The sequence below is a fragment of the Micromonospora sp. MH33 genome (genome assembly GCF_003013775.1).
Lineage (GTDB): Bacteria > Actinomycetota > Actinomycetes > Mycobacteriales > Micromonosporaceae > Micromonospora > Micromonospora fulviviridis.
Genome location: NZ_MUYZ01000005.1, coordinates 51445 through 64579 on the forward strand (window position 1 = coordinate 51445; position 13135 = coordinate 64579).

The 13135-nt window shown below is 65.9% G+C and carries 10 protein-coding genes; 6 read left to right on the forward strand and 4 right to left on the reverse strand.

The window, feature by feature from the left end; translation table 11 throughout:
* Window positions 1–57: 57 nt before the first annotated feature.
* From B0E53_RS02150 to B0E53_RS02170, 4 genes are all read left to right on the forward strand, one after another.
* Window positions 58–753: a restriction endonuclease subunit S gene (locus tag B0E53_RS02150; protein ID WP_146167562.1), complete on the forward strand. Its 696-nt coding sequence runs from the start codon at window positions 58–60 to the stop codon at window positions 751–753.
* Between the two features lie 30 nt (window positions 754–783).
* Complete coding sequence (locus B0E53_RS02155; RefSeq protein WP_246835178.1) at window positions 784–3879, forward strand: HsdR family type I site-specific deoxyribonuclease; 3096 nt, start codon at window positions 784–786, stop codon at window positions 3877–3879.
* An 897-nt stretch (window positions 3880–4776) separates the two neighbouring features.
* Entirely contained in the window at window positions 4777–5250 is a 474-nt protein-coding gene (locus B0E53_RS02165) for a hypothetical protein (RefSeq protein WP_107074391.1), read from the forward strand.
* A 692-nt stretch (window positions 5251–5942) separates the two neighbouring features.
* Window positions 5943–6320, forward strand: a complete 378-nt coding sequence (locus B0E53_RS02170; RefSeq protein WP_210405870.1) for a hypothetical protein — start codon at window positions 5943–5945, stop codon at window positions 6318–6320.
* A gap of 848 nt (window positions 6321–7168) precedes the next feature.
* Here the strand turns inward: B0E53_RS02170 and B0E53_RS02175 are convergent.
* From B0E53_RS02175 to B0E53_RS02185, 3 genes are all read right to left on the reverse strand, one after another.
* Window positions 7169–7582, reverse strand: coding sequence for a site-specific integrase (locus B0E53_RS02175; RefSeq protein ID WP_168215189.1), 414 nt, complete (start codon window positions 7580–7582; stop codon window positions 7169–7171).
* A 250-nt stretch (window positions 7583–7832) separates the two neighbouring features.
* On the reverse strand, window positions 7833–8618 hold the full coding sequence (locus B0E53_RS02180) for a hypothetical protein (protein WP_107074393.1): 786 nt from the start codon (window positions 8616–8618) through the stop codon (window positions 7833–7835).
* A 604-nt stretch (window positions 8619–9222) separates the two neighbouring features.
* Complete coding sequence (locus B0E53_RS02185; RefSeq protein ID WP_246835179.1) at window positions 9223–10374, reverse strand: IS110 family transposase; 1152 nt, start codon at window positions 10372–10374, stop codon at window positions 9223–9225.
* Between the two features lie 217 nt (window positions 10375–10591).
* Between B0E53_RS02185 and B0E53_RS02190 the strand changes: the two genes are divergently transcribed.
* A complete protein-coding gene (locus B0E53_RS02190; RefSeq protein WP_107074395.1) occupies window positions 10592–11647 on the forward strand; it encodes an IS110 family transposase in 1056 nt (351 codons plus the stop codon).
* A 35-nt stretch (window positions 11648–11682) separates the two neighbouring features.
* Window positions 11683–12255, forward strand: coding sequence for a hypothetical protein (locus tag B0E53_RS02195; RefSeq protein WP_146167563.1), 573 nt, complete (start codon window positions 11683–11685; stop codon window positions 12253–12255).
* 187 nt (window positions 12256–12442) lie between these two features.
* Here the strand turns inward: B0E53_RS02195 and B0E53_RS37280 are convergent, their stop codons facing one another.
* Window positions 12443–12787 carry a hypothetical protein gene (locus B0E53_RS37280; RefSeq protein WP_168215190.1) on the reverse strand — a complete coding sequence of 115 codons (345 nt, stop codon included), beginning with the start codon at window positions 12785–12787 and terminating at the stop codon, window positions 12443–12445.
* Between the last annotated feature and the right edge of the window lie 348 nt (window positions 12788–13135).

Sequence of the window (13135 nt, forward strand, 5' to 3'; positions counted from 1 at the left end):
GGAGACGGCCATCGCGTGATCCTTCGAGACGACCAAGTCATGAAGGAGAGGAACGCGATGGCCGCATCTGAGAGTGTGAACGCTGTTGACCTGCTGCGCGAGCAGATCGAGGGCGCGTCGCCGGACGTGTTACAGGCGATGGTGAAGACGTTTCATATTCCCATTGCTGACGTACTGGTGGGAATCGACAGCGGCAAAAGCGTCCAGGCTGGGGAAGAAGCCTCTGCCGAGGACGAGTACCGAATCCTGAAGCTCAGCGCGGTGCAGCGTGGTTGGTTCAAGCCTTCTGAGGCAAAGGCGCTGACAGAGGACACCGCTTTCTCGCCCAGTCATGTGGTGAAGAACGGAGACCTCCTCATTACGCGAGCAAACACACCGGAGCGCGTTGGATTCGTTGCCGTCGCAAAGAATGTGCCTGTGGGGACGTTCATGCCTGATCTGATCTGGCGCCTTCGCGTGGACGAATCTCGTGTTTCCACGGACTACCTCGAGCACGCTTTGTCATCACGTGAACTGCGGACCCGCATCTCTGGCGCTTCCGGTGGAACGAGCAAGTCGATGGTCAAGATCAACAAGCGCGGTTTTGCTGCTGTTCGGGTGCCCATTCCGCCACTCCCTGAACAGGGTGAGTACGTACGGCGGTGCGAGGCCGTGGTTAGGGGAATCATGGCCGCCCGTGCTGAGGAAGACCGTCTTCGTAAGGCCCGGGCGGGGCTGCTGTCGGGCCTGCTGGGCCGCACCATCGAGATTTAGTCAGCCGAGCTGGGGGTCCGAGCTATGGCGATGGGCATTCGAGAGCGCGAGTTCCAGAACCTGATGATCCAGTGGTCCCTGCCGATGGGCTGGCGTTTCACGGCGGGCAGGTCGCTGCCGCGTGAGACGACGCAGACGGTGGTCGCCGGCCAGCTGCGGGACGCCATCGTCCGGCTCAACCCTGGGATGATCGGAGGGTTCGACGTGGACGCTGTGATCGAGGAGATCATCGCCACGGTCAACGCTGTTGAGGGCGGGCTGGTGCGGGCCAACGAGCAGGTGCTACGCCTGCTGCGCGGGCAGAAGGAGTTCCGGGACGCCGACGGCGTTTGGCACGCCCTGAAGATCATCGACTTCGAGCGCCCGACCGCCAACACGCTGGTCGTGTCGGACGAGGTGACCATCACTGTCCCCGGCAAGACCTCCCGCCGGTTTGACCTCGTTTACTGGGTCAACGGCCTGCCCCTGGTCGTGGTCGAGGTGAAGTCGCCGACCGCGAAGTCCGGGTGGGCCAAGGCTGCCCGCGACATCAACGACGTGTATGTCTCCGAGTACCCGTGGTTCTTCACCCCCAACGTTTTTGCTATCGCCTCTGACGGGCTGAAGCTGCGATTCGGCGCCGTTGGCTCGCCGCTGAACCTGTGGCAGCCGTTCCGGTCCACCGCCGACGACGAGAACCTGTCCGGGCAGGCTGACGTGCAGCGCTCCGTCGAGCTGCTGCTCAACCCGGCGACCGTCTTGGACATGCTGGCCAACTTCGCCCTGTTCGATACCGTCGGTGGTGGGGTGGATAAGAAGTACCTGCCCCGCTACCCGCAGAGGGAAGCCGCCCACCTGATTCACAAGCGAGTCTTGGCCGGCGGTCAGAAGGGCCTGATCTGGCACCACCAGGGCAGCGGGAAGACGCTGCTGATGGTGTTCGCCGCCTCGCTGCTGCTGGCCGACACTCACACCGAGTCGCCCACGATCATCCTGCTCTCCGACCGGACGCAGCTCGTCCGGCAGACCTCCGGGGTGTTCACCTCCGCGATGGGGGACGCCTACTTCCACCAGCCCGCCACCAGCCAGGAGTTGCGTTCCCTGCTGGCCGACGACGTGCGCGGCGTCATCTCCACGACCGTCCACAAGTTCGCCGACGCCGGAAAGGACCTGTCGACCCGGAACAACATCATCGTGCTGGTCGACGAGGCACACCGCACTCAGGCCGTCAGCCGGGACCGGGGGAGACTGCCCGTCAGGCCGACACTGGCCGAGCAGATGCGCGCAGCATTGCCTAACGCGAAGTTCTTCGGCATGACTGGTACCCCCCTCCGCAACCTCGCCACCGACACGTTCGCTCTCTTCGGCGAGGAGACCGACCCGGGCAGGGTGCTACACCGGTACTCAGTGTCGAGGTCTCTGCGGGACGAGGCGACCGTCCCGGTCATGCTGGACCCGCGCCCGGTCTCGTTCGAGATGAACGACCAGGAGTTGCAGGCTGAGTTCGACCAGTTCGCCGACGACTTCGACCTCGACGATCCCGATCGTGAGGCCCTGTCCCGCAAGTTCGGGCGACTCACCTCGGTATTCGCCAACCCCGACCGCATCCACACGGTCTGCCAAGACATCGTGGACCACTACCTGGCCGGCGCCTACCGCAACGGCCTCAAGGCCCAGGTTGTCGCCTACAACCGCGAGCTGGCCGTGGCGTACACGGACAAGATCAACGACCTGCTGGCCGGCTTCGAGGCGTCACAGGTGCCCGCCGAGGTCGGGAAGCACGACCGGATCACCGCCGAGGTGAACATCTCCGTCTCGGACTCCAAGGACGAAGATCCCGCCATGCGGCCGTACCGCCTCTCTGAGGCCGAGGAGGAGGAGCAGAAGCGGCGGTTCCTCACCCCGGACGACCCGCTGTGCTTCCTGGTGGTGACCGCGAAGCTGATGACTGGGTTCGATGCCCCCAACGAGGGCGTCCTCTACCTGGACAAGCCGCTGAAGGCCCATACCCTGTTCCACACGATCACCCGCCCGAATCGCACCTGGGTGTCCCCGACCGGGTTCGTGAAGACCTGCGGCGTGGTCGTGGACTACATCGGCCTGGCCGAAGAGGTCCAGCGGGCCGTCGTCGACCCCACGGCGGAAGGGGCAGGCAAGGGCGGCGGGTTTGTCACCGACCTGTCCGAACTGGTCGCCGAGTTCCGCACCACCTTCGCCCGCATCGAAGACCTCCTCGCCGACGTGGACGACCTGGACCTCACGGTCCACGGATACGAGTCCGTACGAGCCATCAACGTCTTCCTGGACACCAACCCCGGCGCCGCCGAGGTGTTCACCAAGGACTACCGGCTGCTGGCCCGCCTGTACCCGCTCATCAACACCGACAATCGGATAGCCAAGTACCGGGATGGCTTCGGGCTGTTCGGGTCCGTGTACACGACCCTGTTCAAGAAGTCCTCCGACGAGGAGAGAAAGGAGCGGCTGGCCGAGCTGGGGCCGATGGTTCTAGAGATCATCAACGCCCACGTCCACTCCTTCACCGTCGTCGCCTCCCAGGAGGAACCCCTCGTTCTGGACGCCCAGGGCATCGCCATCCTCAAAGAGCTGCTGGCCCTCGTCCGCCCCAAGCCCGACAAGGACGGCGGCGAGGATAAGATGCCGCCGTCCGCGGCGGAGATCCTGGACCACATCAGGGCCGCCCTCGAAAAGGGCGTCGAACCGGGTTCCGCGAAGTACACCGCCCTCGCGGAGCGGATCAGGCTGCTGCGCGACCGGATCATCCAGAACGCCCAGGAGGCCCTGGACTTCCTGTCCGAAGCACTCCGGATCGCGCGCGCCATCGTGAACGCCGAGAAGCACCCCGACGAAGCCGTCGTCGTGCTCGACGACGACCATGTAGGCGTCCTGTCGCGGATCATCCACGACCACGCACCGCCCGGGCTCACCGTCACCGAGCGGAACCTGGCCGAGGAGATCGACCAGGTGGTCACCCGCACCCTCGCCCAAACATGGGACAACGCAGATGCTCGCAACCGAGGCGTCCGCCGCGCCACCGCCGCCGTCTTCCGCCGGTACATGTTGAAGCCGGTGGGAGAGCCGTATGACTCCACCGTCGCCTACATCGAAGCCCACTACCTCGTTGACTGACGAGTGCATCGCGTCTCGGCAACCTGTGGCGGTCGCCGATAAGCACGGACCATGTATCGGTCGTGCCCTTGGGCAGTGGGCCGCGCGTCCCGGCGGCCCGGTCGAGAATCGAGGAAAGAGCCACAGCTACGTAGCAGCAGGTGAACGGAGAGAGATATAGGCTAGGCTCGAAATGTGCGAATTGAGTATGGCTCGGCATACGACGACGACGCAGCGAACGAGGGTCGCCCCGTACACGAGATCGAAGCGGAACGGCGTCGCGATCTGATCTTTGCCCGCGCAGATGCCGCCGGCCCGCGATCCGCGGCCCGGTACACCAGGCTTGAGTACTTCCGGTACTCGCCCCACAGCGAGAGCCGTCAGATCCTCGTCATGACCGGCAAGCGGAGCTGGGGCGAGCTGGACTTCGATCTGTGCCGCCGCTGCCGGCGGGGACACGTCTGGACCCTGGGTCTCCTCGCCGTCATGCACGGGGAGGGGTGGGAAATCCGGATGCTGCACATGGCTCGGACCAAGGCGCCGGACGACTACCGCTGGACACGCAGCGGGCAAGCCTCACGGTCGAAGGAGTTCTGGGACCACGTTCCCCCCGAGCTGAGCAGTGAGCCCGAGGATCTGTGCGAGCACCTGCCCTGCGTCCCGAGCCGGCTACGCGAGGTATGGGCGTGCGTGCGGTACTGGCGACTAACCGGGCGGCTCCACTGGCCGGACTCTCAGGAACGTCGCGCATTCCGACTCAGGAAGGGTGCCCGCGGCAGGCCCGCAACATAGGTCCTGGACCCAGGAACTCGTGTCCGCATCTTCGTCACGTTGTCGGGGCTCGGGGTCTCTGCCGGGGACCCGTCCCGGGGAGGCCCTGAAAAACTGACGGAACCGATCCCATGAAGGAACTCCGCGGTGACCACCGAAGCGCACTACGGAAACCTCTACCGCCAATCCCTCTTCTACCGCCCGGCAAGCACCTGGCTGACCACCCTCCGCGCCTACACAGGCGGCCCCACCCCCGCCCGCCCCGACGACCCCGCAATCCGCTTCCACCCGGAGGGAATCGCATACCACTACGCGTACGGCTACACCCCCATCCTCAAACTGGGCTGGCCGGCGATCCGCGCGATCGCGCTCCTCCCGGGCCCCATCCCAGGCCGCAAGGCCCTCTGCATCTACCGCCTCAACCCCCCGCCACCCCCCACCCCGAAGGACCCCTTCTCCGGCACAGGCCACGCCCTCGGCTCGTACTTCCACACCCTCTTCGGCACAAACCTCGCGGTCCACCTCCACCACGTCCGCGGCCCGTCCCTCAAAAAGCTAGCCCGCCGCCTCCCGGAATGGACGAACGGCCGCCTCACCCTCACCACAACCCGTCCCACGTGAAAGCTGTGGACGGTGGGCTGTCTGGCTACTGTAGCGCTTCGGCTTGTTCCTCCACGGATGCCTAAAGCGGGTGGGCACCGCGCCTAACTTGATCTTTAAGTGCGCCACGAGCGCGGAGAGTGAGGTCGATGTAGGGGATCTCATTTGACGCGGTGCTGTGCAGGAGATGAAGGTTTTGTGGCCCTTCGGCATCGCCCTGCGGGGGGAGATGTCAAACCGCCTCAAGCTGCGTTGGCTGAAGACCGTCGTGGTGAGCGTTGAGGAAAAGGCACGCTTGACGTGTCAGGTGGGGACCGGAAAGGCGAGCGTAAGCGAACCGCTATTGACGTGCCGAAACAAGAAGATGACATCAAAACCGGTGCGGTTAAAGGGTGCCGGGATAAGTCTGGCGGGTGCCCGCTTACTGGCCAAGCGGTGTCCGGCATGGAGGCGGCGCGAGTCCGGTCTGCGGCTTCTGCATGGAACGTGGGAAGGCGGACACCGATAAGGCTCGACCAGCAGGGCTGGGGAGCGAGAGGGAGCGCGCCGGGCGGCGGAAACCGTCGGGTGCTGAGTACCGATGCGGGGTCCGCTGGCGGACCGGTTCGTAGTAGCGGTGAAGCCCTGGTAATCGGGGTGGAGCGAAGGGGCCGGCTCATCGCTGATCTGTTCGCACGAACAACCGGACGTGTGCCGGGAGGAAGCGGGTGGACATGTCAAGTCCGCAGGACAAGCCTTTTGATATTCCGAAGCGACTGGTGTGGGAGGCGTACGAGAGAGTCAGGGCGAACAAGGGTACGGCAGGCGTGGACGGGCAGTCCATCGAGGACTTCGAAACTGATCTGAAGGACAATCTGTACAAGATCTGGAATCGGATGTCATCGGGGACGTACTTCCCGCCACCGGTAAAGGCGGTGGAGATCCCAAAGCCAGGCGGCACACGAACGTTGGGTGTGCCTACCGTGGCTGATCGCGTGGCACAGACGGTGGTCGCGCTGGCGTTGGAACCCCGAACGGAGTCGATCTTCCATGGCGAGCTGCGGTACAGCGGCGTTGGGTTGGGCAGTGGTGCGGTGACATGGGCGGCTTAACCGCCATCCCATCGAGACCGACGTCGACGTCACGGCGGCCAGCGCCGACCACGCCGCGGATGATCCTGTCGATGCCCAACTGCCGCCACAGGCTGTCTAGCAGCCACGCCCCACCCGACGGCCGGGACTCCACGAACGACAACCCGCCGGGGCGGCTGCGGCGAGGGCGCCAGCCAGGTCCAGCAGCCGCGACAGGGCGGCGCGCGCGGACTGCAGCCATCGGATCGGGTGTGCGAAGAGTCCGGTGAATGGGCGGTGTGGTCGGCGTATCCGGCGTCAAGCTGCTGCGGTGACGCGGCGGCCGGACGGAAGCCAGGATGGCGGTTTCCTGACCTACTTGCGCCCGGGCCAGGGATGCCCGGATGGCAGGCCCCGGTGGTACAGAGTGCGGATAAGTTTAATAGTCCATCTACGGCGGCAGCCGGAGGTAATGGTTCTGGTTCCCTGGGGTGGTGCGAGCCGCCGAAGTATGTCACGATGGTTGCTCGGTGGCTGCTCGGACGTCGGCGAACTGACGCGGACGCGGCGGGACTAGTGCGGATATAAGACCTCTCATCGAGGGGCTCTCGTGTATTAACCGAGAGCAATATGGTGCCCGGACCTGCAAGGACTATGCAGGGTTTTGGCCGAACCCCGCCGGACGGGTTCGGACAAATGGAGGCCTGATCGGTAGTCGCATTGAAGCATGTGACTACGGATCAGAAGGTTAGGGGTTCGAGTCCCTTCGGGCGCGCAACACAGGGAGAAGCCCCCGACCAGCCGAAATGGCCAGGTCGGGGGCTTTTTCATATCCATCCGCAACGGGTTCCGTGCGGCTGCGGGAGCCAGGCTGGGAGCCACTGGCCGCCTCACTGCCCGAACAGCGCACGGGACATGGCCTCCGCAGCGGAGCGGCGGTCACCTTCCATCAAATGCCCGTACACGTCCTTTGTGATCGCAATCGACGTGTGTCCGAGAACCTCCGAAACCACGTGCAGCGGGGTGCCCTGAGCCAGCATCAATGAGGCCCCGGAATGGCGGAGCTCGTGCGGGTGCCAGTGGCCGAGGCCGGCACGCTTGCACAGCGCCGAGAGCCGATGGGAGAAGTTGTCCGGGTCCAGCGGAGTGCCGACCTCACTCGGAAAGATCAGGCCGTGATCCTGCCACGCCTCGCCGGGTGCCAGCCGTTCCTCAGCCTGCCGAGCCCGATGCCGGCGCAGCAGCTCCAGCAGCTGGGGGCGTGAGGTACAGGGTTCGCCGGGACCGGCGGGTCTTGAGTTCACTGACCACCAAGCAGGTTCGCCGGCCGGCGGCCGGGTCCCGAACGGTTCCGGTTCGTGGGTGGTGGGATGCCATCCCGCCAGCCACCGACCCAGGCAGAGCCGAGCAGACCAGGGCCAGGGTGACAAGGTCGTTCCGGTAGGGCGCTCCACCTTGTCCCCGTCCGGGGAGGCTGGACGATCTACGACTGCCCGACGAGGAGATCCGCTATCACCACCGCGTGCACCGCGTTGCCTCCGGTAGGCCTAACGACTACCCGGTCAAAAGGACAGTCACAAGAATTCCTGCGATGCTGATCACTGCGGCGGCGATTGCCGCCCACGCGGCAATCCACCCTGCGCGCTTGGAACTCTTCGTTGCCTTGAGTGCCTGCTTGCTGATGTCCAAAGCCTCCTTGTCGGACTCGGCACCGGCACGGGTTTCCACAAGCAGAGCGGTAAGAACCTCGATCTGCTTGCTACGCAGCTCATGGGCCCGCGCCTCGGCCGCCTCCTGGATCTCGGCGAGTGAAGCGTTGGGCGGTTCGATGGCCTCGAAGTCGACCCAGTGCTGCGCAGGTGTCGTCAAAGCAGGTGGAGGCTTCATCCTTGCGGACGCCGCGCGCTGGTCCCCGAGACCTTCGGAAACCTCGGCCTTCGGCAGCTCCGGCACCAGCTTGGCGGACCACGATGAGGCGTCCAGCGCTGGAAACAGCGCCTTCGAATCGAACTTCAGCGCTAGCCCCGAGGTGCCGATACTCTTCCCGAGCGACTCGCGGAGTGGCTTCATGATATCGCCGAACGCCTCTGCGATCGGCTTCATGATTTCCGCCGAGACCTGCTTGGCCTTCTCATGTAGCGGGTGCGACTCGTCCTCGACTAGTTTCTCAAGCTCCTCGAGCGACATCTCCCAAATCGCGTCGAGTTCCGGGTCGCCGGTGCGCTTTGGTTCGACGGTGATCTCGTGCCACTCGCCATCTGCACCGCGGTACTGGATCGACCCTGGCTCGGTTGGCTCCGTCTCGTCGCCTGGCTCGTCTGCAGCTGCTTGTGCGGTCATACCATGACCGTATCGGGGAGCGCCGACAGCCCGGGATACGCCACAGTCTGGCCGAGGCGACGGATCAGAGGGTTCCGGTTGGGAGCCACCGGGGCGAACGGAGCCGGACGTGCCCGGACCGATTCAGTTGCCGAGAGCGCGGCGACCAGGACGACCCGCACCTTGCCGAACGCACTTGGAATCTACGGATCAGGTGGTGGTCAACGCCGCTCGGTTGTACAGCCATCCGTACAGCCAAGCCCGCCCGCTCACGCCGACGCTGCCCGACAACGACAGACGGGCTGACCAGGCGCCTAGCCACCTGACCAGCCATCCACGATCTTCTTCTAATCCCCAGGCCGCTCCGAGCCGCCCACGCCGAGGCTTGACAGCCGCCATTGAGACTCGTCCGGTAGGGCGCTCCACCTTGTCACCCTGGCCCTGGTCTGCTCCACGGTGTGTGGGTCGGCGGCAGACAGTGAGGATGGTGGGGTGGGTCGCCGGGTTGGTCTGACTCCCCGGCAGACCGACGGTTGCTGTCCTCATCCCGATTCGTCGGCCGCCCGGTGGCCCGGCAGCTGCATGTCACCGGTCAGGCGCCGTGACCTGATAGCGCCTCTGTGTGTCAAGTCGCCTTGGTGGGCCGCCGTCTTTGATCCTTTTGGATGTGCCGGTAGATGACGTTCGCGAGGCGTCGTTTGAGGGCGCGGCGGGCTTCGGCTGGCGTCTTGCCTTCCGCGATCTTTCGCAGGTAGTAGACGCGTCCTGGGCCGGGATCGCGGGCTTGGCAGACGGCGATGGTGTGCAGCGCGGAGTTGAGTTGGCGGTTGCCGCCGGTGTTGAGGCGGTGCCGGCTGCGGTTGCCGCTGGAGGCGTCCAGCGGTGAGGTGCCGGTGTAGCTGGCGAAGTGATCGGCGGTCGGGAAGCGGTTGACGTCACCGACGTTGCCGAGGATCTTCGCGGATAGCACCACGGCGATGCCGTGGACCTCGGACAGGGTGCTGCCGGTCGCTGCGACGGCATCCCGTTGGGCGGCTTCGTTGGCTTTGAGTTGACGGTCTATTCGGCGGAGGTCGGTCAGGAGGTCGCGGGCCAGGTCGCGGCGGCATGCCTGGGTGGCGGTCTGCGGTCGGCTGAGCCGGAGCAGGGCGGCGGCCTTGTCCGCGGATAGTCCGACGGTGGCGCCGCCGGGGACGAGGTCGCGCAGGAGCCCGTGAAGCCGGTTGAGGATCCGGGTGCGTTCGTGGGCCAGGTCGTCACGGCGTTCGGCCAGTAGCCGCAGGATGGTGCTCTGGTCCTCTGCCTGGGCGCGACGCAGACGCTGGTGGCGCAGGGCGACGTGGGCGACGCTGACCGCGTCGGCAGCATCGGTCTTGCGTCCACCGCCGGTGTCCAGCAGCCGGGCTCGGGCGGCGAGGGTCGCGGGAACGTCGAGGACGGTGTCGCCGGCGGCGGCCAGCTGTTGGGCGATGCCGCGGCCGAGACCGTTAGCGCCTTCGACGGCGAAGCGCCGCTGCGACCAACGATCCGACCATCGGGTCAGCTGGGCGAAGGCGCCGGCGTTGATGACAAAGCGCCGGGCGGCCAGCTGCCGCCCGGTGGCGTCGACCGCGACAGCGGTCAGTGAGGACTTGTGCGGATCGATTCCGATCGTGATCACGAGAGGGGGTCTCCACGGCAGAAGGGGATGGACGCCGTGGTGGGCACCCTGACTTGAAGATCGTTCGCCATGCCTCTGTCGAGCCACGCCACGGCCGGGTGCCGGCCGGCTCGGCACGCTATCAGTGAGCCAACCCGACGAGGGCGGCAAGGAGCCTGCGAACCTGCGCCGACCGGCGCCCTGGACGCTATGGGCTGCAGACCCTCGCGTCTGCCCCCGATTCAACAAGTCAGGAGCCTGTGCAAGAGGCGCCCACCACTGTGTTGTCCGCATCACCTGACCGGTGACGTGTCCACAGATCTCGACGCAGACGAGAAGGGCGGACCTCACCAGCATGGCAGCCAAGAAGCAATCTCTCATCGGTGGTGTCGACACCCACCGCGACACGCACCACGCCGCGGTCATCGACAGCACCGGCGGCCTCCTGGGCGACGCCGAGTTCCCCGCGACCACCGCCGGCTATGCGGATCTGCTGGCCTGGATGCGCTCCTTCGGCCGGGTAACTGCCGTGGGCGTGGAGGGCACCGGCAGCTACGGCGCCGGCCTCGCCCGCTATCTGACCAGCAAGAAGATGGCCGTCGTGGAGGTGGACCGGCCGGACCGTCGCGCCCGCCGCAGCCAGGGCAAGTCCGATCCGATCGACGCCATCGCCGCCGCCCGGGCAACCCTCGCCGGCACCGCCACGGGCACCCCGAAGACCCGCACCGGACCGGTCGAGGCGATCCGCGCCCTGAGAGTCGCCCGCCGCGGAGCGGCCAAGGCCCGCACCGCCGCCCTCAATCAGATGCGCGGCCTGGTCGCCGCCGCCCCCGAACCCCTGCGAGCCCACCTGGCCAAGCTCAGCGCCGCCGTGCTGGTCAGCCGCTGCACGGAACTGGCCTACGACCCGGCCAGGCTCCACGAGCCGCAGCACGCCACCGCCGCAGCCCTGGCAGGGGTCGCCCGCCGGGTCACCGCCCTCACCGACGAAATCACCACCCTCGACCGGCAGATCACACCCATCGTGGCGCAGGCGGCGCCCTGCACCAGCGCCCTGTTCGGCGTCGGCCCCGAGGTCGCCGCGCAGCTGCTCACCACCGCCGGCGACAACCCCGACCGGCTGCACTCCGAAGCCGCCCTCGCCCACCTCTGCGGAGCAGCACCCATCCCCGCCAGCTCAGGACGGGTGCGCCGCCACCGGCTCCACCGGGGAGGCGACCGCGGCGCCAACCACGCCCTGCACACCATCGCCCTGTGCCGCATGCGCTACGACCAACGGACCCGCGCCTACGTCCGTCGCCGCATCACCGAGGGCCTCAGCAAGCAAGAGATCCTGCGCTGCCTCAAGCGCTACATCGTCCGCGACGTCTACACCGCCCTGCTCGCGGACTTCACCGCCCTGACCACTTGACGTCCATAGGAGCATCGGGATGGCAGGTGGTGGGGGTGCCGCATGATGAGCCAGTGGCAAGAGTCGATCAGCTTCTGCTCGCGGCCCTGGTTTCCGCCTTAACGTCGGCCGTGGTAGCGCTCGGCGTGGAGTGGGTAGCCAAGCCAAGGCTGGAGGCGCGCAAGGAGAGAATCCTCGCCAAGCACCGAGCGAGAGCCGATGTCACTCGCTGGCTGAACAGGGCCAAGGAGTTGGCCTACATCATGCTCGGGCCTACGTCGGGGAGGTTGGAGCCAGCCAGCGTCTACACCAGGGCCATGTACCGCAAGGAAACTGCCCGGGTGCTAGAGGAGTTCAGAGTGTGCGCCGGTGACTTCAAGACGGCAGTGATCGACGCCACGCCGTATCTCGGAACCGACGAGCGCAACACCTTGCTGCAGTTCTCCGGATACCTGCGGGCATACGTGGACACCCCAAGCGCGAGCACAGACTTCAGACCGTTGGCTGACAAGATCGAGCAGGTGGTCGAGTGGAACGCTCTACCGCGCTGGCGTCGCCGCGCACGCCGAAAGCTCAGCGCCAGCTTGTGGCCGCCGAGAAAGCCCGCACCGCTGTCAGCTGATCAGTAAGCGAGTAGTCCGCATTCAGTCCGCAAGAGGTCGACGGGCGGTGGGGGAGTGGTGAGAGATGCCGAGAGGTGTTTCCGCTGGTAGGAGCCCACTCGGGCAGGTCGCCGGATCGCCCATCTTGATCTCATAATCCCTCGGTCGCCGTGCCCTCTGCGAGGGGCGCTCCGCCTTGTCCGGTCCAGAAAGTTCATCGCCGTGTCGAGGTGCGCCGCCTGCGCCCCCTCTTGATCAGAGCGCCGAACACGCCGACGCACACAACCGAACAGACGGCCATGACTACCGCTGCAAACGGATCACTTTTCGGGCCTGACAAACTTTCCACCGATGCAATTCCGAAAATGACGGCAAGGCCGGGCAGCAAAATGCGCGCCACACCCCGATGATGACGCCGATTGTGTGCGGCTTGAATACGACGTTGCTCGGCAGTGAGGTCCTTCTCCCAGGGGGTGTTGAAGGGCCAGTTGGCCACCCAGATTATGGCAGTCAACCCCGCAATAATCATCAGCACCGTAACGACGGCTTTGAAGAACATGCTCTACCTCCAGAAGCCGTCAGTCCATGACAGAACCGAAGGCGTTGGTGAAGGGTTATGGTCGGCGGGGACCTGGGTCAGTAGGTGCGAGATGATAGTGGCTGGTAAGCGACGGCCTGTAAAGCAACTGCGACGGACACCCTGCCGCTGGTGGGCTACCTGACGGTGGGAGCCATGGCCGGGAGCCACCGGGGCGAACGGAGCCGGACGAGCCCGGACCGATCCAGTTGCCGAGGGCGCGGCGACCAGGGCGAGGCGGACGTTGCCGAACGGCTGCGGTGTGGTCTTGGGAATCTACGGATCAGATGCTCTGGTTGATCAAGCGTCTCCTCGCCCGTCACCTGCTGA

Excerpts from the sequence above, each read along its gene's own strand:
- B0E53_RS37280 (WP_168215190.1), bottom strand. The coding sequence starts at position 12,787 with ATGTTCTTCAAAGCCGTCGTTACGGTGCTGATGATTATTGCGGGGTTG.
- B0E53_RS02155 (WP_246835178.1), top strand. The coding sequence starts at position 784 with ATGGGCATTCGAGAGCGCGAGTTCCAGAACCTGATGATCCAGTGGTCC.
- B0E53_RS02170 (WP_210405870.1), top strand. The coding sequence starts at position 5,943 with ATGTCAAGTCCGCAGGACAAGCCTTTTGATATTCCGAAGCGACTGGTG.
- B0E53_RS02180 (WP_107074393.1), bottom strand. The coding sequence starts at position 8,618 with ATGACCGCACAAGCAGCTGCAGACGAGCCAGGCGACGAGACGGAGCCA.
- B0E53_RS02190 (WP_107074395.1), top strand. The coding sequence starts at position 10,592 with ATGGCAGCCAAGAAGCAATCTCTCATCGGTGGTGTCGACACCCACCGC.
- B0E53_RS02150 (WP_146167562.1), top strand. The coding sequence starts at position 58 with ATGGCCGCATCTGAGAGTGTGAACGCTGTTGACCTGCTGCGCGAGCAG.